This window comes from Prevotella sp. 10(H), assembly GCF_000711235.1.
Lineage (GTDB): Bacteria > Bacteroidota > Bacteroidia > Bacteroidales > Dysgonomonadaceae > Dysgonomonas.
Window position 1 is genome coordinate 797,330 of record NZ_JOMI01000007.1, and the last position, 23,865, is coordinate 821,194.

At 39.5% G+C, this 23,865-nt stretch carries 22 protein-coding genes; 15 read left to right on the forward strand and 7 right to left on the reverse strand.

Annotation, left to right across the window (positions count from 1 at the left end):
- Positions 1 to 38: 38 nt before the first annotated feature.
- The 3 genes from K348_RS0114965 to K348_RS0114975 all read right to left on the reverse strand — a co-directional run bounded on the left by K348_RS0114965 (position 39) and on the right by K348_RS0114975 (position 2,281).
- Positions 39 to 479: a DUF937 domain-containing protein gene (locus K348_RS0114965; protein ID WP_029906121.1), complete on the reverse strand. Its 441-nt coding sequence runs from the start codon at positions 477 to 479 to the stop codon at positions 39 to 41.
- Between the two features lie 87 nt (positions 480 to 566).
- A complete protein-coding gene (locus K348_RS0114970; RefSeq protein WP_029906123.1) occupies positions 567 to 1,307 on the reverse strand; it encodes an HAD family phosphatase in 741 nt (246 codons plus the stop codon).
- A gap of 23 nt (positions 1,308 to 1,330) precedes the next feature.
- A complete protein-coding gene (locus tag K348_RS0114975) occupies positions 1,331 to 2,281 on the reverse strand; it encodes a glycosyltransferase family 2 protein (RefSeq protein ID WP_051697909.1) in 951 nt (316 codons plus the stop codon).
- Between the two features lie 337 nt (positions 2,282 to 2,618).
- Here K348_RS0114975 and K348_RS0114980 point away from each other — a divergent pair, with 337 nt between their 5' ends.
- The 8 genes from K348_RS0114980 (at position 2,619) to leuB (ending at position 11,420) form a co-directional block, all read left to right on the forward strand.
- Positions 2,619 to 4,109, forward strand: coding sequence for a 2-isopropylmalate synthase (locus K348_RS0114980; RefSeq protein ID WP_029906127.1), 1,491 nt, complete (start codon positions 2,619 to 2,621; stop codon positions 4,107 to 4,109).
- Positions 4,110 to 4,122: 13 nt separating this feature from the next.
- Positions 4,123 to 5,220, forward strand: coding sequence for an acyltransferase (locus tag K348_RS0114985; protein WP_029906129.1), 1,098 nt, complete (start codon positions 4,123 to 4,125; stop codon positions 5,218 to 5,220).
- 14 nt (positions 5,221 to 5,234) lie between these two features.
- Entirely contained in the window at positions 5,235 to 6,632 is a 1,398-nt protein-coding gene (gene leuC, locus K348_RS0114990; RefSeq protein WP_029906131.1) for a 3-isopropylmalate dehydratase large subunit, read from the forward strand.
- Positions 6,633 to 6,663: 31 nt separating this feature from the next.
- Positions 6,664 to 7,017 (forward strand): four helix bundle protein, encoded by a 354-nt coding sequence (locus tag K348_RS0114995; protein ID WP_029906133.1) that lies wholly within the window; start codon positions 6,664 to 6,666, stop codon positions 7,015 to 7,017.
- Positions 7,018 to 7,070: 53 nt separating this feature from the next.
- The gene (gene leuD, locus K348_RS0115000) at positions 7,071 to 7,661 is read left to right on the forward strand and encodes a 3-isopropylmalate dehydratase small subunit (RefSeq protein WP_029906135.1); all 591 of its coding nucleotides are present in this window, start codon (positions 7,071 to 7,073) and stop codon (positions 7,659 to 7,661) included.
- Between the two features lie 92 nt (positions 7,662 to 7,753).
- Positions 7,754 to 8,689, forward strand: a complete 936-nt coding sequence (locus K348_RS0115005) for a S9 family peptidase (RefSeq protein ID WP_029906137.1) — start codon at positions 7,754 to 7,756, stop codon at positions 8,687 to 8,689.
- A 10-nt stretch (positions 8,690 to 8,699) separates the two neighbouring features.
- Positions 8,700 to 10,211 (forward strand): alpha-isopropylmalate synthase regulatory domain-containing protein, encoded by a 1,512-nt coding sequence (locus tag K348_RS0115010; protein WP_029906139.1) that lies wholly within the window; start codon positions 8,700 to 8,702, stop codon positions 10,209 to 10,211.
- A 138-nt stretch (positions 10,212 to 10,349) separates the two neighbouring features.
- Positions 10,350 to 11,420 (forward strand): 3-isopropylmalate dehydrogenase, encoded by a 1,071-nt coding sequence (gene leuB / locus K348_RS0115015; protein WP_029906141.1) that lies wholly within the window; start codon positions 10,350 to 10,352, stop codon positions 11,418 to 11,420.
- Between the two features lie 64 nt (positions 11,421 to 11,484).
- On the opposite strand, the gene K348_RS0115020 is transcribed toward leuB, so the two are convergent.
- A complete protein-coding gene (locus K348_RS0115020; protein WP_029906143.1) occupies positions 11,485 to 12,696 on the reverse strand; it encodes a DUF418 domain-containing protein in 1,212 nt (403 codons plus the stop codon).
- Positions 12,697 to 12,888: 192 nt separating this feature from the next.
- On the opposite strand from K348_RS0115020, the gene K348_RS0115025 reads away from it, so the two are divergent.
- From K348_RS0115025 to aroB, 5 genes are all read left to right on the forward strand, one after another.
- A complete protein-coding gene (locus tag K348_RS0115025) occupies positions 12,889 to 14,685 on the forward strand; it encodes a chloride channel protein (RefSeq protein WP_029906145.1) in 1,797 nt (598 codons plus the stop codon).
- 111 nt (positions 14,686 to 14,796) lie between these two features.
- The gene (locus K348_RS0115030; RefSeq protein ID WP_029906146.1) at positions 14,797 to 15,018 is read left to right on the forward strand and encodes a hypothetical protein; all 222 of its coding nucleotides are present in this window, start codon (positions 14,797 to 14,799) and stop codon (positions 15,016 to 15,018) included.
- 133 nt (positions 15,019 to 15,151) lie between these two features.
- Entirely contained in the window at positions 15,152 to 16,123 is a 972-nt protein-coding gene (fmt, locus tag K348_RS0115035) for a methionyl-tRNA formyltransferase (RefSeq protein ID WP_029906148.1), read from the forward strand.
- 169 nt (positions 16,124 to 16,292) lie between these two features.
- Complete coding sequence (locus K348_RS0115040; RefSeq protein ID WP_029906151.1) at positions 16,293 to 17,045, forward strand: S9 family peptidase; 753 nt, start codon at positions 16,293 to 16,295, stop codon at positions 17,043 to 17,045.
- Between the two features lie 41 nt (positions 17,046 to 17,086).
- A complete protein-coding gene (gene aroB, locus K348_RS0115045; RefSeq protein WP_029906154.1) occupies positions 17,087 to 18,142 on the forward strand; it encodes a 3-dehydroquinate synthase in 1,056 nt (351 codons plus the stop codon).
- A gap of 4 nt (positions 18,143 to 18,146) precedes the next feature.
- Here aroB and K348_RS0115050 read toward each other — a convergent pair whose 3' ends face one another.
- The 3 genes from K348_RS0115050 to K348_RS0115060 are packed head-to-tail and all read right to left on the reverse strand — an operon-like array spanning position 18,147 to position 20,605.
- Positions 18,147 to 18,524: a VOC family protein gene (locus tag K348_RS0115050; RefSeq protein WP_029906156.1), complete on the reverse strand. Its 378-nt coding sequence runs from the start codon at positions 18,522 to 18,524 to the stop codon at positions 18,147 to 18,149.
- Between the two features lie 45 nt (positions 18,525 to 18,569).
- The gene (locus K348_RS0115055) at positions 18,570 to 19,298 is read right to left on the reverse strand and encodes an MBL fold metallo-hydrolase (protein ID WP_029906158.1); all 729 of its coding nucleotides are present in this window, start codon (positions 19,296 to 19,298) and stop codon (positions 18,570 to 18,572) included.
- Complete coding sequence (locus K348_RS0115060) at positions 19,295 to 20,605, reverse strand: hypothetical protein (protein WP_029906160.1); 1,311 nt, start codon at positions 20,603 to 20,605, stop codon at positions 19,295 to 19,297. Before K348_RS0115060 ends, K348_RS0115055 begins: the two co-directional genes overlap by 4 nt.
- A 400-nt stretch (positions 20,606 to 21,005) precedes the next feature.
- On the opposite strand from K348_RS0115060, the gene K348_RS0115065 reads away from it, so the two are divergent.
- Together K348_RS0115065 and K348_RS0115070 are read left to right on the forward strand one after the other, a co-directional pair.
- A complete protein-coding gene (locus K348_RS0115065) occupies positions 21,006 to 22,424 on the forward strand; it encodes a Gfo/Idh/MocA family oxidoreductase (protein WP_029906162.1) in 1,419 nt (472 codons plus the stop codon).
- Positions 22,425 to 22,443: 19 nt separating this feature from the next.
- The gene (locus K348_RS0115070; protein WP_029906164.1) at positions 22,444 to 23,793 is read left to right on the forward strand and encodes a DUF1080 domain-containing protein; all 1,350 of its coding nucleotides are present in this window, start codon (positions 22,444 to 22,446) and stop codon (positions 23,791 to 23,793) included.
- Positions 23,794 to 23,865: the final 72 nt, after the last annotated feature.

The window sequence follows — 23,865 nt, forward strand, 5'->3', positions numbered from 1 at the left end:
ATAAATTTCTGAGGCATCTTAACATGTTATCTATATTTTTATTTTCCAAACAGGCTTCCTAAAGAGCCCAATATTCCGCCTTCTTTTTTGCCCGTAAAAGATTGTACCAGAGATTCGAAGCTGAAAGAATCATTCGGATCGTTCGATTTCTTAGAGAGTGCAACCATCAACGCAGGTATTACTGCAGATGCAATGCTATTGGCTACAGCCGGATTTAGTCCGACTTTCTTGCTCAATGCAGATACTACTGAGTTTTGGATAGAACTAACCATAGGGTTTCCGATATTTGAACTGCCTCCACCAAATAATCCTAATACATTCGATAAATTATCGGGAGTGAAATGTTCCTTGAGTCCGTCTACTATTGTAGTTGCAGTCGTTTCCACTGCCGCCTCTTGTTTTTCGGCGGGTATATCTGCATTATTTGTTATGGCTCTTCGAGCCTGACCTTTTATCAGGTCCATAATTCCGTCTAGCATAATAGTGAAGTATTAATTATAATACTATTTTAACGTCGCAACGGATATATTGTTCTGGTTTCTAGTGCCTCTTTAAGTTAAATATAATCAATACGATTCGTTCATATCCTGAGTGAAGCTATCCCAGTTTTCATACAGTGCTGCCATCGATGGAAGCACTATATTCGCCCCTGCATCCTGCAATACTTTATCATCCATAGGGCCTGTATTAACGGCAATAGTAAATATACCTGCTGCTACAGCAGCTTCCACGCCGCGCGGTGCATTTTCTATCACTACTGCCTGATTGGGTCTCAGATTTCCTCCTTTTTCCAGACCCATGAAATATGGTTCGGGATGCGGTTTCCCATGTTTTACATCGAAGGCTGTTACCATTTTGTCTTTGGCAAACAGTCCCGGGAAATTATGTTCGAGTTTGTTTATCAGTGTGGGTTGTCCTGATCCGGTGACTAACACGCAGGTAAATCCTTCATCGTGCACTTTCTTTACAAAATCGTATGCGAATGGTATAAGGCTGCCGTCGTTGTATTCGGTAAAGAGCTCGGTCTTTCGTTTGTATATTGTTTCCTTTTCTTCGGGTGTTGCGTCACGTCCTTTTTCCCTCTTCATAAGGTGATTGATAGTGCTGTTACCTATCATTCCTTCATATAGATAAAACTCTTCGGGAGTGCTCGGTATACCGAATTCATCCATTGTTTCTTTCCAAGATTTGGCATGCCATTTCATGGAATCGTAGAGGACACCGTCCATATCGAAGAGTACGGCCTTGAGATCGAAGCTGGTATAATTATGTTTTTTCAAATAATCTTTAAATGCGGTTTTCATCATTATAATTGATTCTTTATTATGCTTTAACGCCTTAATTTATGACATATTCTTCTTTTTCTCATATTGATATAAGGCAAAAATAAACGGTATCGCTTAGCGCCGTCCGAATTGAAAAATATCTGCCATGACTTTTCTATATCTATTATCTGTGCTTTAATTTCTCTTTGTTCGAGAAGGAAAGCCATTCTTTGCCTGAAAGTGAAAGGGTATTTTATATTGTATCGCTTACAAAACCGGATAGTCCAGTTAAAAAAATCAATCAGTGCTTTGAACATCTTTTCATTTACGGGAACAGAATCGGTAGATGACGAAACATTCTTTCCACTATACCGCCATTGCACATAGGCATTTTCTATTGTCCTGATTCCTTTTTCATATGCACAATTCATTACTGTGGCATTATCGGAGCACATTGCCAGATTGAAAGGTATGAATCCTCCTGTCTTTCTGAAATGTGACAGCCGGAATACAAATTCCGGCATTCGTGCATCTATCTTGTATGAGTACAATTGCTTAAAGAAATCGATTGATGATAAATTCCCGGGGTATTGGGGAGGCGTATTTGTAATATTTCCTTCGGTATCTATAATTTTCAGATTGAAATGAAAGACATCGTTATCGCTCTTTTGTATTTCTTCCCTTAATAACTTTATACAATCCGGATCCATCAGGTCATCATCAGAGAACATGATGAACCATGCCTCATCCTGTATCATTTCGAGGCATCTGTTCCAATGAGCGACGAGGTCTTTTCCTCCCATGTTTTTTTTATATCGCTTATAAAAGATTTTCAGATTGTCCTCATACCGGCTGACTATTTCATATAGATTAGCAGGGCTATTATCATCGCCGATGTAAACCCTGAAATTTTTGTCTGTCTGATTAGATAGCGAATCTAATGTGAATGACAGAAATTCGGATTTGTAGGCCGGAATAATTATAGCTATTTTAAATTCGGAATCGTTTTCTTTCATATATAAACTGATAGCTGCGACTTTGAAAAAACGATACAAATATACATTATCTATACGATATAAACTAAAATGAATAAATGTCACAAAAAGTCAAAAAATCAATCTTTTTATTTGCTATTACAAAAAAATGAAATAACTTTGTCAATCATAAAATGAAACTTATGTCAATGCATAGTAATATTATTCTTAGTTCACTCATTATCCTCTGGAGAAATTTAGGGTGAGCATTGCTATGTAATATATAAAATAAAATAAACATGAGCCTTTCTCACTCCAGAAGATGAGAAAGGCTTTTTGTATAATATACACTAATGATTTTATAATTCAATTAAAAGTTATGGACAGGTTATTTATTTTTGACACCACATTGAGAGACGGAGAGCAGGTTCCGGGTTGCCAGTTGAACACTATCGAGAAAATCGAAGTAGCCAGAGCCCTCGAAACCCTCGGTGTAGATGTAATAGAAGCTGGTTTTCCGATATCGAGTCCCGGAGATTTCAACTCTGTTGTCGAAATATCCAAAGCCGTGACCTGGCCTACCATATGTGCATTGACACGTGCCGTGGAAAAAGATATTGAAGTAGCGGCAGAAGCGCTTAAATATGCAAAGAACAAGCGTATACATACCGGTATCGGTACATCGGAGTTTCATATAAAGTATAAGTTTAATTCTACACAGGAAGAAATTCTCGAACGTGCGGCGGCATGTGTGAAATATGCAAAACGCTTTGTAGAAGATGTCGAGTTTTATGCCGAAGATGCCGGACGTACAGATAATGAATATCTGGCAAGGGTAGTGCAGGCTGTTGTAAATGCAGGAGCTACCGTCGTTAATATTCCCGATACCACAGGATACTGCCTGCCTACGGAATATGGGGCAAAGATCAAATATCTGATAGATAATGTGGATATGAAGAATGCTATTCTTTCCACACACTGTCATCAGGATTTGGGTATGGCTACGGCTAACTCTATTATGGGAGTGCTCAACGGGGCGCGTCAGGTAGAAGTGACCATAAACGGGATAGGCGAGCGTGCCGGGAATACATCTTTGGAAGAAGTGGTTATGGCTATCCGAAGCCACAAGGAACTGAATATAGAAACAAATATAAATACGCAGAGGATATATCCAGTAAGCCGCATGATTTCCAGCCTGATGAATATGCCTGTGCAACCGAATAAGGCTATTGTCGGGAGGAATGCTTTTGCCCACTCATCGGGCATACATCAGGATGGCGTATTGAAACACCTTTCTACATATGAGATCATCGACCCTAAAGATGTAGGTATAGATGATAACGCAATAGTACTCACTGCACGTAGTGGACGCGCGGCATTAAAAAATAGATTAAATTTGTTGGGAATAGAAGTCGGTGACGATCAGTTGGCGGAAATGTATCAACGTTTCCTGGAACTGGCCGACCGTAAGAAAGATATTACCGACGAGGATATCCTTATTCTTGCTGGTAAGGAAACTGATAAAATGCGTCGTATCAAACTGGACTACCTACAGGTTATATCCGGTTTAGGTGTACGTAATGTGGCAAATGTAGGCTTAGATATCGCAGGCGAAAAGTTCGAAGCCTCGGCTTCAGGTAATGGTCCTGTAGATGCCGCTATACAGGCGATAAAACAAATCATCCGCCGACAGACAGTAATCGAAGAATTTCTTATTCAGGCTATCAACAGAGGTAGCGACGATATAGGGAAAGTGCATATGCAGGTAGAACATGAAGGTGTAAACTACTATGGTTTCTCAGCTAACACAGATATAGTTGCTGCTTCGGCAGAAGCTTTTATAAACGCTGTAAATAAATTTGTAAAATAGGATTGGCGTATTCATGGAAGTCAAGAAATACGAATATATTGATAGTCTAAGGGGCATAGCCATATTATTGGTTGTGTTGGTACACGTCCAGTATATTGAGGGTTTTACTTCATCAATATCTTATTTCTCTACTACAGCGTTTCAGTTCATGGCAAATGGTCACTTAGGCGTCAGTTTATTCTTCATTGTAAGCGCATTTACATTGATGATGTCTCATCAGAGACGACAATATGAGGATCATGCAAACAGGAATTTTTTCATACGCCGGTTTTTTCGTATAGCGCCCATGTATTATTTAGCCATAGTATATTTTACATTCGCTTATTTTGTCGGATTTGATTTTGCAAATATAGATTGGTCAAATGTACCCAAGAAAGAACTTATACTGAATGTGTTGTTTGTTAACGGATTCTTTCCCGAATATATCCATCACTATGTTCCCGGGGGATGGTCAATAACTGTAGAGTTTACTTTTTACGCATTATTCCCCTTATTATTTGCCAGGCTGAAAACAATAAATCAAGTTATATCTTTTACGTTGATTTCGTTATTAATATCTACAGTGTTTAATCTTTTGCTAAAGGGAACCGGCGCAGATATAAATAACTTCTTGGGATATTATATTGTGGCACAACTACCCGTATTTTCACTGGGTATATTAGCATATCGGTTGGTGAGTGTTAAGGAGGAAATAATGAACGTAAAACTTTCTTCACTGTCTTTTTTGGCTGTAACTATCTTTGTTTATTGTTATACAGCTATTTCATATGACTTTCTTTATAGCATTGTATTCTTCCTATTACTGATAATTCTTTCTCAAAAAGCATATAAATTATTCTCTAATAAGATATTGGCAAAGATAGGTAAAGTAAGTTTTAGCCTTTATCTCGTACATTTTGCTATGATGACAGTGTTTAATATGTTCGGCTGTTTTAGATGGGTAGAACCATATATCAAAGATAAAACCACAGCTTATTTGTTTTTTATCTTTGGCTACATATGCCTGTTTGCGGTGAGTTTTTTATTATCCAATATTACATATAGACTTATAGAAATGCCCGGTCAGAATCTGGGTAGGAAATTAATTAAAAAATTAGATCAACAAAAATAGAATTTTAAATAAGTATGAAAACTTTATTCGACAAAATCTGGGATGCGCATGTCGTATCTTCTGTAGAAAACGGTCCTACACAGCTGTACATAGACCGTCACTTCTGCCATGAGGTAACAAGCCCTCAGGCTTTTAACGGATTGCGGGCAAGGGGGTTGAAGGTGTTTCGTCCTGAGAAAACAACAATCACAGCGGACCACAATACGCCGACAATGGATCAGGATAAGCCTGTAAAGGATCCGATTTCCAAAAATCAGCTTGATACATTATCTAAGAATGCAAACGATTTCGGTATCAGCTTGTTCTATCCGTTAGGACATCAGAAGAACGGAGTTGTTCATATCATAGGGCCTGAAAACGGATTTACACAGCCGGGGATGACAATTGTTTGCGGTGACAGCCATACATCGACGCATGGCGCATTCGGAGCAATTGCATTCGGTATAGGAACCAGCGAAGTAGAAATGGTGCTTGCTACACAATGTATCTTGCAAACACGCCCTAAGACTATGCGCATCACTTTTAACGGAAATCTGGGTGAAGGTGTTACTGCAAAAGATTTAGCATTGTACATGATTTCGAAGCTCACTACTGGGGGCGCTACAGGATATTTCGTAGAATATGCGGGTGAAGCTATCCGCAATATGTCGATGGAAGAGCGCATGACTCTTTGTAACCTGAGTATAGAAATGGGTGCGCGCGGAGGACTTGTTGCTCCGGACGAAACTACGTTCGCATATGTGAAAGGACGCGAATTTGCACCGAAAGGCGAAGCTTGGGATAAAGCCCTGGCATATTGGAAAACATTGAAGACAGATGAAGGTGCTAAATTTGATAAAGAATTGGTTTTCGATGCTGCTGATATCAAACCGATGATTACTTACGGGACTAATCCGGGTATGGGTATGTCTATCGACGGCACGATACCAACACTGGAACAAATCGATGAGGCCGGACGTATATCGTTCCAGAAATCTATGGATTATATGGGATTTGCTCCGGGTGAAAAGGTCGAAGGTAAAGCTATCGATTACGTATTTCTTGGCAGTTGCACAAACGGTCGTATCGAAGATTTCCGTGCATTTGCCAACTTCGTGAAAGGAAAGAAGAAAGCAGATAATGTCATAGCATGGCTTGTTCCGGGCAGCCATATGGTTGCCGATCAGATAAAGACAGAAGGTTTGGATAAAATACTTACCGATGCAGGTTTCCAGCTACGTCAGCCGGGATGTTCTGCTTGTCTTGCAATGAATGATGATAAGGTTCCGGCTGGTAAATATGCCGTTTCCACATCAAACCGAAACTTTGAGGGCCGTCAGGGTCCGGGTGCACGTACTATTCTTGCAGGGCCTTTGGTCGCTGCTGCTGCTGCGGTAACTGGAAAAATTACGGATCCCCGTTATTTTAATTAGTAAATTAGCAAATTCGGAAATTTGAAAATACATGACGAGGGAAACAGGTAATGCAATAGTAGATTTGTCTTTTAAGTTTGCTTTAGACATCATTGTTTTTGTTGAAAACTTAGAACAAAATAAGAAATTTATTATTGCTAACCAGATATTAAAAAGCGGTACTTCTATCGGAGCAAATGTTCGCGAAGCACAAAATGGAGAAAGTAAAATAGACTTTATTCATAAATTAAAAATTGCAGCTAAAGAAGCTGATGAAACAGAGTATTGGCTGTTGCTTTGCAAAAGTTCCGAGAATTATCCTTTTAATCCTCAATTACTAGAAGATGTTAAAGTCATACAAAAAATTATTAATAAAATTATCGGAACGGCAAAATCAAGGGGCTGATATTTAAAGCCATTTGCTAATATGCTAATTCGCTAATTTACAAATTGATTTCTATGGAAAAATTTCAAACACTTACATCCACATACGTTCCACTACCAATCGAAAACGTGGATACAGACCAGATAATCCCTGCACGCTTCCTGAAAGCGACAGATAAAGAAGGCTTCGGAAACAATCTTTTTGCCGACTGGCGTTACAACAAAGACGGTAGCCCGAAAGCTGATTTTGTACTCAATGATCCTACATATAGCGGTCAGATATTGGTTGCAGGAAAGAACTTCGGCAGCGGATCCAGCCGTGAACATGCAGCATGGGCGGTAGCCGGATATGGTTTCCGGACAGTAGTATCCAGCTTTTTTGCCGATATCTTCAGAAATAACTCGTTGAACAACGGGGTGCTGCCAGTGGTTGTTTCTCCGGAGTTCCTGTCTGAAATATTTACCAGTGTAACAGCTGATTCGAAAGCTACACTGACTATCGATCTGGAGAAGCAAACGATCACTAACAATGCAACAGGTAAATCGGAAACTTTTGATATCAATCCTTATAAAAAGGAATGTTTGATGAAAGGATTGGACGATATAGATTACCTATTGTCTAAAAAAGATATGACAGAGGAGTATGAAAATGAGCATACACTATAAATTTGATCTTTATTAAAATAGACCTTGTTTATAATTCTTTATTATTCAACATTTATCAGATTTTGTGTATTGTAAATAAAAAAGATATAATCATGAAGATCAGAAGAATATTATTACTAATGACATCGGTATGCATCTCACTCTCATCTTTATATGCGATCAGGCCGGAAAAGAAATATCGCTTTTACCCTGAAAAATTAGGTTTGATATATAAAGATCTCGATGTTACGACGAAAGATAACCTGAAGATCAAAACATGGTTTTTCCCTGCTCAGCCTGAATTATCGGAAGAAGCTTATGAAAAAGCATGGAATGAAAATAAAAAGAAAGAATATAAGACATTAGACCACACAAAACGTCCGACTCTAATTATCAGTAATAGTGATGCAGGTAATATGTCATGGGTACAACTGCACATTGCTCAGGAAATGACAAGCCGGGGTATAAATGTGGTAACGTTCGACTGGCGGGATTTTGGAGAAAGTTCAGACTGGCCGATGAATACCGATTATATGTCTTACACAGAAATGCTTTGGGACTATGATGCTGTAGTAAATACCGTTGCAAAAGAACAAGTCGTAGATGCCTCTAAGATAATAGTCATGGGATGGTCTACGGGAAGTTACCTCTCGATGATAACTGCTTACAATAATCCTTTGGTTAGTGCTTATATTGGGATAGCTACTCCTTCCAGTTTCGAAGAGTTAATGCCTATCGTTTGGGGAGCACAAACAGATAAAGAGAAAGAAGTGATAGTAGCAAAAGATTTTCCGACCCGACAGATGCCGGTCTACATCGCACCGGAATTTCACAAACCGACCTTCCTTATTGTAGGAGACAAGGACGACAGGACCCCCTTATACATGACTGAGAATATATACAATCTTTTACCCGGTGATGTAAAAAAGGATAAATGGATAGTTGAAGGTGCTGAACATGGTGGTGAGAATGGACCTGTTACATTTAATTTAGAGAATTTTATTACTAAGATAAACGAATTTATACAAACCGCTTTTGACAAAGTATAAATAATTTACGATGATAGAAATAATGGATACTACTCTGAGAGACGGTGAACAGACATCGACGGTGTCTTTCTCGGCTCAGGAGAAAATGAGTATAGCACATCTTCTTTTGGTAGATCTCGGTGTCAACCGTATCGAGATTGCTTCTGCGCGCGTCTCGAACGGTGAATTCGATACTGTACGAAAAATAGCATCGTGGGCAAAAGCAACGGGACATATAAATAAAATTGAGATACTCGGATTTATTGATAAGGGGGCTTCTCTTCAATGGATAAAAGACGCTGGATGTAAGGTTATTAATCTTCTGACCAAAGGTTCCTATAAGCATGTGACCGAGCAGTTGAGAAAGACTCCGGAGCAGCATCTTGAAGATATCAGATACGAAGTGGAAATGGCTCAAAAGATGGGTATCGATGTCAATCTCTATCTTGAGGACTGGTCGAACGGGATTATCAATTCCGAAGATTATGTTTACTATATGATGGACGGACTGAAAGACCTGCCTATCAAACGCTTTATGCTTCCCGATACTTTAGGAATTCTTAATCCGCATAGTGTCTGGCGTTGTTGCCGGAGGATGATAAACCGCTATCCGGATCTGCATTTCGATTTTCATGCGCATAACGACTACGACCTCGCTGTGGCTAATACTATGGTTGCTGCCGAAGTGGGGGTAAAAGGTGTGCATGTAACGATGAACGGATTGGGGGAGCGTGCGGGTAATGCTTCTCTCTCGAGCGTGATAGCAGTATTCCATGATCAGCTTAAACTGGAAACATCTATCAAGGAAGATAAACTTAATAAGGTCAGCCGTGTGGTGGAAAGTTATTCGGGCATTACTATTGCTGCAAATCAGCCGATTGTAGGCGATAATGTCTTTACGCAATGTGCAGGCATACATGCTGACGGCGACAATAAAAATAATCTTTATTTCAATGACTTGTTTCCTGAACGTTTCGGCCGGATACGTGAGTATGCACTAGGGAAACTTTCAGGTAAATCGAATATCCGTAAAAATATCGAGGCGCTCGGCATAGAACTCGAAGAAGAGGATATGATGAAAGTGACCAACAGGGTTATTGAACTTGGCGACAAAAAAGAAATAATAACACAGGAGGACCTCCCATATATTATTTCGGACGTATTAAAGAATAATGAGAAGGAAAAACGGATAAAAATTCTTTCCTTTGCATTTGTACTTACTAAAGGTTTGCGCCCTACGGCAACCGTTAAGATAGAGATAGACGGGCAGGAACATGAATGGACAGCACCGGGAGACGGACAGTACCATGCATTTTCGAAAGCGTTGTATAAGATATATAACCGCTTGAATAAACCTGTTCCGACACTGACTAACTATGCCGTATATATCCCACCGGGTGGTCGTACCGATGCTTTGGTACAGACCGTTATTACCTGGGAATTCAACGGCAAAAGCTTTAAGACCAGAGGACTCGATGCCGACCAGACGGAAGCGGCTGTAAAAGCAACGGAAAAAATGCTTAACATGATAGAGGAAATGTAAGCTAATAAGCTAATTATATAATGCGACAATGGAAGATTTAAATCTCTGGTAAATTAACATACTTAGTACTTGTATACTAAAAAACTTTTAACTGCCAAAAGGCTAAGTAACTCGTAACTTGTAACCAAAAAACAATATATGAAACTAAACATCGCAGTACTACCCGGTGACGGGATCGGCCCGGAAATTATAGGGCAGGCTTTGAGGGTAACGGAAGCCGTTTGTGAAAAATTCGGGCATGAACTTACCTACGAATATGGTTTGGTCGGAGCCTCTGCTATCGATCAGGTAGGAAATCCTTATCCTGACGGTACTCATGAGTTGTGTATGGCATCCGATGCCGTATTGTTCGGAGCTATCGGCGACCCTAAATATGATAACGATCCTTCGGCTAAAGTGCGTCCTGAACAGGGATTGCTGGCTATGCGTAAAAAACTGGGACTGTATGCGAATATTCGTCCGGTAACAACATTTCCGTCATTGGTACATAAATCGCCTCTTCGTTCCGATCTGGTAGACGGGGCAGACTTTATGTGTATCCGTGAACTCACAGGCGGACTTTACTTCGGTCGTCCGCAGGGGCGTAGCGAAGACGGGGATACAGCCTATGATACATGTGTATATACACGTGAAGAAGTGGAGCGGATATTACATCTTGCCTATAAATACGCCCGTATGCGCCGCAAAAAAGTCACTGTGGTAGACAAAGCAAATGTGCTTTGTACTTCACGCCTATGGCGTCAGATAGCACAGGAGATAGAAGGACAGTATCCGGATGTTGAAACCGAATATATGTTTGTGGATAATGCAGCCATGCAGATTATCCAGTGGCCAAAACGCTTCGATGTATTAGTTACTGAAAATCTCTTCGGCGATATACTTACCGATGAGGCTTCTGTTATTACAGGTTCACTTGGTATGCTTCCCTCAGCTTCTATCGGTATTCATACATCTGTGTTCGAACCTATACATGGTTCATATCCACAGGCGGCAGGAAAGAATATTGCTAATCCTTTAGCTACGATTATTTCAGCTGCTCTGATGTTTGAATATGCTTTCGACTTACATAAAGAAGGTGCACTAATCCGTCAGGCTGTGGCTGCATCGATGGATGCGGGTGTTGTTACAGAAGATATTGCCTTGAAAGGCGGAAAAATGCATTCTACATCGCAAGTCGGGGATTGGATTGTAGAATATGTAAAGCAATAAGAAGAGATCTTAGTATATAAATAAAAAAGAGGTGTTGAGAATTCAACACCTCTTTTTTATATTATTACTCTTTCCTGCGCAGCGGTACAGGCTTTAGCCATGTCAGCATTCTCCATATCCATTCCATAGGGCCATAGTAGAAACGTTTTATCCACCAGTTGCTGTAAAATATTTGAAATGCGCATACAAACAATGCTACAATTACTATTTGCAGGTAACTGCATTCTACTGCCATATTCAATCCGAAGCCATAAAACAGGAATATTCCGATAAAAGACTGCGCCATATAATTTGTTACACTCATCCGCCCTACAGGAGCAATCTTATCCATTACTTTTCTACCCGATTTGGATTTGTAATAAAGCAAAGTAAATCCGCTGACATATACCAGCAACATTCCTAAATTGGCATATGTCTGGAATAGCCCGATACCTACTTCGAGTGCAAAATCTTTCACACCAAACATAGGTAGAAGCAAAACGATAGCATAAAATACAGCAAACCATGCGAAAGCATAAGGCATCACCTTTTTACTGTATTTCACCATTTTTTCTTCGCTTTTGTGAATCCCGCTTCGTCCGATAAGCATGCCGAAGATGAAGAGCCCGGCAAGTTGCAGGTAACGGTATTCGTTGATAAACCAAAGTAGTTTTGCCGTTTGCCCCTTCACTGTATTGAAAGATAGTACATCCCAAAATGAGCCGTTTATGAAAACATTGGCAGCTTGGCTGAACAGGTCGCTCATCTCAATATTCAGCTTGTTGGGTTCGTTAGGCACATTATTATTCAGCAGGGAAACGAATTCCATGATCTGAGGTACCTGCAGAAATAAGATAGCGCCTAAGCCAATAAGCCATTTGGTAGGAACTTTATATAACGGGATAAGTATAACCCCTACGGTTGCGTATATCACGAAAAATTCACCCATATATATTAATCCGTTCAGGTATCCCAATATAAGTAATATGAAAAGGCGCCAGAGAAAACGCAGCCTGAAGTCGTAGCCTTTATCAGCCTGAGAATCCATTTGGATAAAGAAACTCAGTCCGAACAATAAGGAAAAAATAGCATAGGCTTTTCCCTGAAAAATGAACCGGGCGACTGTATGTACCCCGTCATCGACAGACTGCCAGAAAGGAGAATCCAGAACAGGTGTGTGTACAAGATCAAAATGTTCTATACAGTGCCATATTAAAATACCGATAAGTGCGAGTCCTCTCAGCGCATCTATGCTATTGATACGTTTCTTAGGGATAATGGAAGATTGTTGTTTCATGGTTTGCTTAGATTTAGTTACAAATTTAATCTGTGGTAATGCCAAAGCCGGATAAAATCCGGTCATAAAAAACAAAAATCAAGTCATTTACAGGTGTTTAAATAATAACTTTTTCTTTTTAACATCATCATTGCTGTTTTATTTAATTGTCTAGCCAATTTTTTATACTTTTGCGATGCAATTACGAGTGGAATGGATTTTAACAAGCTATATAATAATTTTCTTGTTTGGAAAACAAAGAATGTAAAGGAAAAGCAAATGGTGCTGTTTGTGAGTTTCCTCATCGGGATATTCACAGCATTGGCTGCATATCTTCTTAAATCTTTGATACATCTTATACAGCATGTCCTTACCTCCAGTTTCCTGACAGAAGGAGCCAATTATATGTATCTGATATATCCGGCATTGGGTATCCTTATTGCTGGATTATTTGTCAGATATGTTGTCAGAGACGATATCGGACACGGGGTAACAAAAATATTATATGCCATATCGCAACGAAAAAGCTTTATAAAGCTCCATAACGTATATACCTCTATCATAGCCAGTTCTATTACTATCGGATTTGGGGGATCGGTCGGAGCCGAGGCACCGATTGTACTTACCGGATCGGCTATCGGGTCAAATCTTGGCCGATTATTTAAAGTAGAGCAACGTTATCTGATGCTTCTTATAGGTTGCGGTGCAGCCGGAGCCATTGCGGGTATCTTTAAGGCTCCAATTGCAGGGCTGGTATTTGTAGTGGAAGTACTGATGCTCGATCTTACTACCTTTACTGTGTTACCTTTACTGGTAACATCGGTAACGGCAGCTACCATATCATACCTGACAATGGGTACCACGGCAATGTTCAGTTATGCGCATACCGATATTTTTGTTTTGGAACGTATCCCGATGGTAATCCTTTTGGGGATTTTCTGTGGTATAGTTTCCCTGTATTTTACCCGGACTATGAACTGGATAGAAGATATCTTCCGTAAACTTACATACTGGAAAAAATACGCATTGGGTGCAACAATACTTAGTATTCTGATATTCCTTTTACCTCCTTTGTACGGTGAAGGCTATGACACCATTAATGCATTGATAGACGGTTCCAAAGATTATTCCGCATTGCTTGATAACAGTGTCTTTTTTCAGTTTAAAGATTATCGCTGGACTATAATTATTTTTCTCACCGGAGTATTGTTGATGAAAGTATTTGCATCCAGTTCGACCAATGGTGCCGGAGGAACAGGAGGGATATTTGCACCGTCTTTGTTTCTGGGAGCAATAGCCGGATTTGTCTTTGCATATGCCGCCAATAATTCCGAATTCAGTGAATATCTGCCGTTATTGCCTGAGGAGAACTTCGCACTGATGGGGATGGCCGGAGTTATGGCGGGAGTGATGCATGCACCTCTGACGGGAACTTTCCTTATTGCAGAATTAACAGGAGGCTATGAGTTGTTATTGCCTTTGATGATCGTATCTATCTGTTCTTATGCCTTTATGAAGGTATTCGAACCACATAGTATTTATTCGATGCGTCTGGCAAAAAAAGGAGAATTGCTTACACATCATAAAGATAAGGCTGTACTTACACTAATGAATATAAACAGCCTGATAGAAACTAATTTCCAGACTGTACATCCCGAAATGACATTGGGAGAGATGGTCAAAGTGATATCCAGTTCTTCGCGTAATGTTTTCCCTGTAACGGATGACAGAAAACGTTTTATGGGTATTGTGCTGATCGATAATATAAGGAACATCATGTTCCGTCCCGAATTATACAACCGCTTTAAAATTTCACGTTTTATGACTTCTCCGCCTGCCGTTATTGTGGTAGGTATGACAATGGAAAGGATTATGAAATTGTTTGATGAAACTAAAGCATGGAATCTGCCCGTGGTAGACGAGAACGATATTTATCTCGGTTTTATATCCAAATCGAATATATTGGATGTATACAGGGAAGTACTTGTGGATAACTTTGCTGAAGACTAGTAGATATTTTAATCTGATTTTCCGTTTTTAATCAAAATTATGAGAAGATATGAATTATCTTTTTCATACTTTTATATCTTTGCTTAAGTCCAAAAAATAATCGAAAAGAATATGAAAGCATTTATCGGTATATTATCGGCTGTTATTATACTTACGGGTGCTACTCTTACAGTACTGGCACTCTGGGATATTCAGCCTATTTCATTAGGGATGGTATTGCGTTCGGGAGCAACGATCGCTATCATATGTATCACTTTTTTTATTCTGTGGCTTATCCGCATACTTTTTTTCAAAAAGGAACCTTTCAATGGAGACAAGAAGAATAGGCCATAAAGGATAAACTGAGAAAGAAACTGGATATACAATCTCCCGCAAAGACATAAGAACCGAAGAAAACTTTGTAGTTCTGTGTCTTTGCGGGAGATTCGTTTTTTAATTACTTTTGTGACAAAGAAAATACATACTGATGAATAAAAATGAGTTTAGAATCGTTTTCATGGGAACTCCTGATTTTGCTGTGGAAAGCCTTAGAGGACTCTTTGAAAACGGATACAATATAGTAGGTGTGGTTACCATGCCCGACAAGCCAGCAGGAAGGGGGCATAAAATCCAGTATTCGGCAGTGAAAAAATATGCATTGGAGCATAACTTGCCTCTTTTGCAACCCGAAAAATTAAAGGATGAATGTTTTCTTAAAGACCTTAAAGCATGGAATGCAGACCTTCAGATTGTGGTTGCTTTCCGTATGCTTCCTGAAGCGGTCTGGGATATGCCACGTATGGGAACATTCAATCTGCACGGCTCTTTATTGCCTCAATATCGTGGCGCCGCACCTATCAATTGGGCTATAATAAACGGTGAAAAGGAAACAGGCGTTACTACTTTTTTCCTTACACATGAAATAGATACAGGAAAGATCATACTCAGTGAGAGAATTTCAATAGAAGAAACTGATAATGCGGGTATTGTGCATGACACGTTAATGCATACAGGTGCAGACTTGGTGAAAAAGACAGTTGATCTGATACTTGAAGATAAAGTAAATGCAGTTGCTCAGGAACAGTTATATATAGATGAAAAAGACCTTAAGACCGCTCCTAAAATATTTAAAGAAACATGCCGCATCGACTGGAGTAATACTGTAACGGATATATATAATTTTATTCGTGGTCTGTCACCTTATCCGACGGCCTGGACAGAATTGCAAATAGAAGGCAAAGAACCTGTGTCTGTGAAAATATATGCATCGGAAAAAATATCGGCTGATAATCAGTATACAGCAGGTAAGATAATGACCGATAATAAATCATCTCTACATGTGGCTTGTACCGATGGCTATATAAGTATCACTGAAATACAGCTTCCCGGAAAAAAGGCTATGAAAATTGATGAACTGCTTCGCGGATATAAATTTGAAGAAGGTTCATATTTTAAGTAAAAAAGCTCGGTTTCTTTATCTATAGTATAGTAATGCAATTAGTTGCGTAAGAAAAGTAACAACTGTAGAAATAGTGCAAAAAACGTTACTTTTGTTACCTTTTAACAATATATGGTTAATAAATGTAAAGTGATATTTGCGAACAGTCTATTAAATCAATCGAATAATAATGGATATATATAAATTGCGATTCCTTCTATTTCTGATCTTATTTCCTGCTTGTATGATGTCGTCACAAACAGAAAAGGAATCGAAGTATATTTTCAATATTTATGACCGTTCAAGAGAAAGGTTGATACCTTTGGCTATATATCCGCCGAAGAATAATATTGTTAAACCTGCTATTGTAATAGTAAGCCATGGCTATGATCGTAACAGAGGCAATGCATATCTGGATTATTCTTATATTTCCGATAGATTGTCTTCTGAGGGATATTATGTAATAAGTATCCAGCACGAATTAGCCGATGATCATTTTCTGGCTATGGAAGGTAATTTATATAAAACCCGAATGCCTAACTGGCAACGCGGGGCTGATAATATTCTATTCACTATCAATGAAATAAAAAAGATACGTCCCGATCTGGACTGGGAAGATGTAAGCCTGATAGGGCATTCCAATGGCGGCGATATGTCTATGCTATTTGCTACTCAGCATCCCGAATACGTAAAAAGAGCGATTTCTTTAGATCACCGAAGGATGCCGGTTCCATTGACAGATAAACCACGACTATTATCGTTAAGGGGTTGTAACTTCGAAGCGGATGAAGGAGTTTTACCTTCTGCAGCCGATCAGAAGAAATATTCAATACAAATAATACGTTATAATGATATAAAGCACGGAGATATGGACGATAAGGGATCGCCTGCGCAACGCGATACAATATGCAGCCATATTCTTGAGTTTTTGAAAAACAGGTAAAAAACCTGTTACTTTTGTTACCTTTTAAGAAAAAGAGCCGAATGCAGAAAGTAATAAAATCGACCGACATCAATAAAGACCTTACCGATATACTCGGGCAGTTGAGTTTCGATAAACTTTTCATCCTTACCGATGAGAATACGGATAAGCTATGTTATCCATACATAGCCGAAAATGAGCAGATTGCCAAAGCCGATAAGATAATTATCAAGGCGGGGGATAACAATAAGAATATAGAATCGTTGTCTTCTATCTGGCAATATCTATCTGAGAACGGTGCTACACGTCACTCTTTACTTATCAATTTGGGTGGCGGCATGCTGACCGATATAGGCGGATTTGCGGCTGCAACATTCAAACGTGGTATAAAATGCATTAACATACCTACTACCTTATTGGGAGCGGTAGATGCGGCAGTAGGAGGCAAGACAGGAATCAATTTCAACGGACTGAAAAACGAGATAGGCTCTTTTGCTCCTGCCGAAACCGTCCTGATAGACTCGGTGTTTTTCCGTAGTCTCGATCATCAGAACTTTATGTCGGGTTATGCCGAAATGATCAAGCATGGGCTGATAGACAGCGATAAGGAATGGAAAGCTACTTTGTCTTTCGATACCGAAGAGATCGATTATGAAAAGCTGAAACAGCTGGTTGTCGATTCAGTTGCGGTGAAAGAACGGATTGTAGAGGTAGACCCTTATGAAAGGGGAATACGTAAAGCATTGAATCTCGGCCATACTATCGGTCATGCTTTTGAAAGCCTTTCTTATGAAATAAATAAGCCTGTCCAGCACGGTTATGCTGTGGCATGGGGTATTATTTGTGAGTTGTATTTATCAATAAAGCACTGCGGTTTTCCTAAAGATAAGCTATATAAGACCGTTCATTTTATCAGGCAAAACTATGATGGTTTCTACTTTGATTGCGAACATTATGAAAAACTTTATCAGTATATGAAGCATGACAAGAAAAACGAATCGGATACAATCAATTTCACGTTTTTGTCAGATGTGGGTAAAATAGAAATCAATCGGACCGCTAATAAAGAAGAGATATTTGATTCGATTGATTTCCTAAGGGAAGGCATTGGCCTTTAGTTCATTACTTTACAGGGAGTACTTCTATCCAGTAATCGTCAGGGTCGTTGATAAAGTAAAGCCCCATGCTATGATTTTCGAAGCAAATCCAACCTTTGCCGCGGTGAAACTCTCGTATCTGGTCGTAATCCCCTTCGACACGTATGCACAGGTGGCTTTCATTTTCGCCCAGTTCATAGGCTTCTGTGTGATCTTTCAACCATGTGAGTTCAAGGGAGAAAGATGATACGCCGTCACCGAGGTAGACAAGTATAAAAGAGCCGTCACTTGCTTCCTTTCGTCTTATTTCTTTAAGGCCAAGTGCCTGATTGTAAAACTCTATACTCTTCTCGAGATTGGTTACATTGATATTGAAGTGGTCGAATCTTCCTTTTATTTCCATATTGCTGCTATTTTGTTAATGAACTGCAAATATACTCTATTAACCTTATAATTCAATGAACTCGCCTCTACGCCGCCATTGGATTGCTTTAGTTCCTTTAGAAGAGGCATATTCTGCAAATGCTGCCGCTTTGTCGTAGGCTTCACCGAAGTGCATAGGGGCAAGATGCTTGGTTTTGATAGCAGATATAAATTGCTGTGCCCCTTTCATATAATCTTTGCCTAGACGGGGATCGACGGGGAACATGGCAAAATCTATATACTTTACGTTTGCTGCCAGCAAATCCAGTTCTCTCTTATAGAATGCTTCGGCTTCCCGTATTTCATCTTCCGTCGATTCTTCATTCCAATGCCAGTTGTTGAGGTCTCCGGCATGAAACAGGGTTTTATCCTTTATATGAATGATGAAAGAAACGCCGAGGTCGGTTGAACCGAAAGCCTCGATTATCAATGAATCATCTTTATAATCATCCAATTTATCGAGATATATGGCATGCTCGGCAGCAGCTTTCTGATTGTCCAGTATATCTTTTGAGAATATATATTGTATATCTTTCTTCTTATCTTTCCACCTCAGTATTTCAGGGTTGAAATGGTCGGAATGAGAGTGGGTGGATAAGACATAGAGCTTTCCTTTTTTATTCAATAGTTCTTTATGGACAATACCGTCCTCCGGATTATCAGCAGAGTCTTTGTAGTAATCTATTATGATCGTAAAATCTTTTGCTTCTATAGCATAACCGCTATGATAGATATATGACAGTTTGAGATTCATCTTTTCCTCAGGGTATAATTATTTCCTACCTTTTCAACAATATAATCGTTATTTAGTTCTAATGTCCAGTCCGAAGTTTTTACAATATTGCCTTCTATCGATACATTTTCGGCCGGAACAGTAAGCTGACGCCAGCCATTACCAAGCAGGCATGCACCTTCCGAAATGTTTAGCTTTCCCCATAAATCTATTGCCGTATACAAATCTGCATATACCGAGCCAAGTTCGCCTAGCGATTCCACACCATTAGGGTTGAATCCTATATTTGGCTGTGTAAGCGGAATTATCAGTACCGGTTTTTGTGTAAACATTTCACGGTACAAAGTTTGCAATTTATCTTTATCTTCTTTCCTTTTTGACTCGGTTTTATTGATAGTTTCAAAATCATATTTGTTCTTTATCCCGTCTTTAGCCTTTTCGATATCACTCGGCAATTCAATTTTGCAGGCAGTCTGAAGTAACTTACTCAGGTCGTTGTCATACTTCAAACCTTTGCGCCATTCAACTTTTACTTTGTCTAAAAGGTAAGCGTAAGCAAAACCGGAAGAGTATGCAAACGAACGGATGTATGACGGATGATCATATATTCTTTCTATTGCAATTAATACCTGTTCTTTCAATGCTTCTTCCGATTCGGAGCATAATGTATGTGCTGTATATTCCGGTAAACCTTCATGCAGTTCGAACATACTTTCATCACGGGCCGCCTTTTCAAATAACGATTGTCTGTAAGCTCTGAATATTAATGCTTCTCTGATATATTTCTTCATGAGATTAGCTTTGTTTTCCCTCACAGCTTTTTCCAGTGCTTTCCATTCCAGTTTGAAATATATCCGGGCTTGCATATCATCCGCATGTTTATTCCGGTAACTATTGACATCTTTAGGGATTGACAAACCTAATTCCGGTTGACGGTAGTGAAACATTTCATGTATTATTAATACATTCCGCATATATTTATCTATAGGTAGAGGATACATAACCATCGTATAATCTTTTCCACCGAAACGGGTTGTTGAATTTGCGATAATTTTATCTTCAGGAAATTTTCCGAAATAAATATCTCCATATTTTTTCAATAATCCTTCATTATCTGTTACATTCGATACTAAATCACGGGTATCAGGGTCGATAAAAAGGGTAGGAGCATAAATGGAGATTCCCCAAAGTCGGCCATTATCTTTATCCGATATGGCTTTTGCTTCATCATAATAAGCTTTTGCTGTATCTGCAGGAATGCTGATCTGAGAAAAAATAGAATTTACATTGATTAGAACTAAAAGTAAAAAAATGAATGCAGTTTTCATGATATTTAGTTTTATAGTTTTGACTTAATATTTCTTTTGTATCAAAAATATGATATATAAAAGGTTTTGCAAATAGCTATAACACTGTGTAACACTAGGTAACACTAAGTCGATATTCAAAAAATATAAAATTGATATGTTATAAAACATATATTGTGTTTACGCTTCTTTGTTCTGTGTTAACTGTTGAAAATCAATAAACTAAATTTTGTTTATTTAATGTGTGTTCGCACACACATTTTGATATTTAATAGTATATTTGTTATTTTGTGAGATGTATATGGGTGGGATTGATATATAAAGGAACATGGGAACAGTTAATCCCTCTTTATTTCCATATCTGATACTGGAATTATTGCCCTAATAACTAAGGAATTAATACTAAATATAAAATACTATCATGGTAACACGCAGAAATTTTTTGAAGAGAGCGGCAGCCGCTTCTGCCGGACTCGCTGTCAGCGGCATAGGCACAATGAACGCCGAAAGCTACAATAGGGTTGTAGGTGCCAATAGAAAAGTAAATATTGCATACATTGGAATCGGTAACAGGGGTGAACAGATAATAGGCGATTTTGCTAATACTAATCTGGTAAATGTTGTTGCCCTGTGCGACGTGGATATGGGAGCTAAACATACTCAAAAGGTAATGGCCAAGTATCCTAAGGCAAAGCAGTTTAAGGATTTCAGAGTAATGTTTGATAAGATAGGGAATGAGTTTGAGGCGGTAGCTGTGGCGACACCCGATTTTTCGCATTTCCCGATAGCTATGATGGCTATGGCTTACGGTAAGCATGTATATGTGGAAAAACCGATGGCCCGTACTTTCCTCGAAGCAGAACTGATGATGCAGGCTGCCCGTAAATATCCGAATGTGGTTACACAAGTTGGTAATCAGGGACATTCCGATGCTAATTATTTTCAGTTCAAGGCATGGCAGGATGCAGGTATTATCAAGGATGTAACTTCTGTCGTTGCCCATATGAATAATCCGCGCAGATGGCACGGCTGGGATGTAAATATTTATAAATATCCCGAGGCTCAGCCGATACCGAGCACATTAGACTGGATGACATGGCATTGTGCTAGACCATACCACGAATATAACGAAAAGTATCATTACGGCGAATGGCGTTCATGGTACGATTTTGGCATGGGTGCGCTGGGTGACTGGGGAGCTCATATACTGGATACAGCACATGAGTTTCTTGATTTAGGCTTGCCGTATGAAATCAATCCTGTTAAACTGACCGGACATAACGATTATTTCTTCCCTACATCTTCTACCATACAGTTTAAATTCGGACCTAGAGGTGAAATGCCGGCTTGTGACGTAATGTGGTACGATGGTGTGGATAACCTGCCGCCTATACCAGAAGGTTATGGCGAATCGGCTCTCGACCCTAACATTCCGGCATCGGGTGCGGGTGAGATAAAGAAGACTACTATCAATCCGGGTAAGATTATATATACTAAAGATTTGATATTTAAAGGTGCATCGCATGGAAGTACGCTTTCTATCATCCCTGAGTCTAAAGCTAAAGAAATGGCATCGAAACTGCCCGAAGTACCGAAGAGTCCGTCCAACCATTTCAAAAACTTCCTTCTGGCTTGTACGGGGGTAGAAAAGACACGCTCACCATTCGAAATACATGGCCCGTTGAGTCAGGTATTCTCTCTGGGAGTGATGGCGCAACGGTTGAATGCTAAATTCCATTTCGACAGCCGTACTAAACAGATTACAAATAATCCTTTCGCAAACGCTATGCTTACGGATATTCCGCCGCGTAAGGGTTGGGAAGATTTTTACAAAATATAATAAAGACCGGATAAATCAAATGAAAAATATATTATTAGCAGTCCTTTTCCTATTTGCATCAGCCGTTTCGGCACAGGAAAAGTGGGAACCTTTATTCAATGGTAAAAACCTGAAAGGTTGGAAAAAATTGAATGGAAAGGCTGAATATAAAGTTGTAGACGGTGCCATTGTAGGCTTTTCTAAGATGAACACGCCTAATACTTTTCTCGCTACGGATAAGAATTACGGGGACTTTATCCTTGAATTCGATTTTAAAGTAGATGACGGATTAAATTCTGGTGTACAGTTTCGCAGCCTGAGCCTTAAAGACTATCAGAACGGACGTGTACATGGTTACCAGTTCGAAATAGACCCTGCACCTCGTGCATGGACGGGTGGTGTGTATGATGAGGCACGTCGCGGCTGGCTTTATCCGATGAATATCAATCCCCCTGCTCAGACAACATTTAAGAATGGAGCATGGAACAAAGCGCGTATCGAGGCTATCGGTAGTTCTATCCGTACATGGGTAAACGGTATCCAATGTACAAATATATGGGATGATATGACCCTGAGCGGCTTTATAGCTTTGCAGGTACACGAAATCGGGAATAAGAATGAGGAGGGTAAAACCGTCAGCTGGAAAAATATCAGGATATGTACAACCGATCTTGAGAGATATAAGACACCGGATGTAAAAGAGGCGCCTATGGTAAATTGCATACCTAATACCATATCGCCTGCCGAAGCAAAAGACGGCTGGGCTCTTCTTTGGGACGGAAAGACAACTAATGGCTGGCGCGGGGCAAGAATAGCTACATTCCCTGCAAAAGGCTGGGTTGTAGATAATGGCATACTAAAAGTTCTTAAAAGTGATGGAGGTGAATCGACCAACGGTGGTGATATAGTTACTACCCGCAAGTATAAAAAATTTATGCTGAGCGTGGATTTCAAGATTACCGAAGGCGCAAACAGCGGTATCAAGTATTTTGTAAATCCCGATCTGAATACAGGTGCAGGTTCTGCTATCGGTTGTGAATTCCAGATACTGGATGATGACAAACATCCCGATGCTAAGCTGGGGGTCAAAGGCAACAGGACACTCGGCTCTCTTTATGATTTAATCCCCGCTCCTGAAAATAAGCCGTTTAAGAAGAATGACTTTAATACTGCCCTTGTCATCGTAAAAGGAAATAAAGTAGAGCATTGGCTCAATGGGGTTAAAATCATTGAATACGAACGTAATAACCAGATGTGGAACGCATTGGTAAATTACAGTAAATACCGTGACTGGCCTAACTTCGGAAATGCAGCAGAGGGGAATATCCTCTTGCAGGATCATGGTGATGAAGTATGGTTCAAGAATGTGAAGATCAAAGAACTTAAATAAACCTCAATAAGTAATAAGAATAAGCCCGTGATGAAACTCATCACGGGCTTGTTTCTCTTTATTTGATATAGC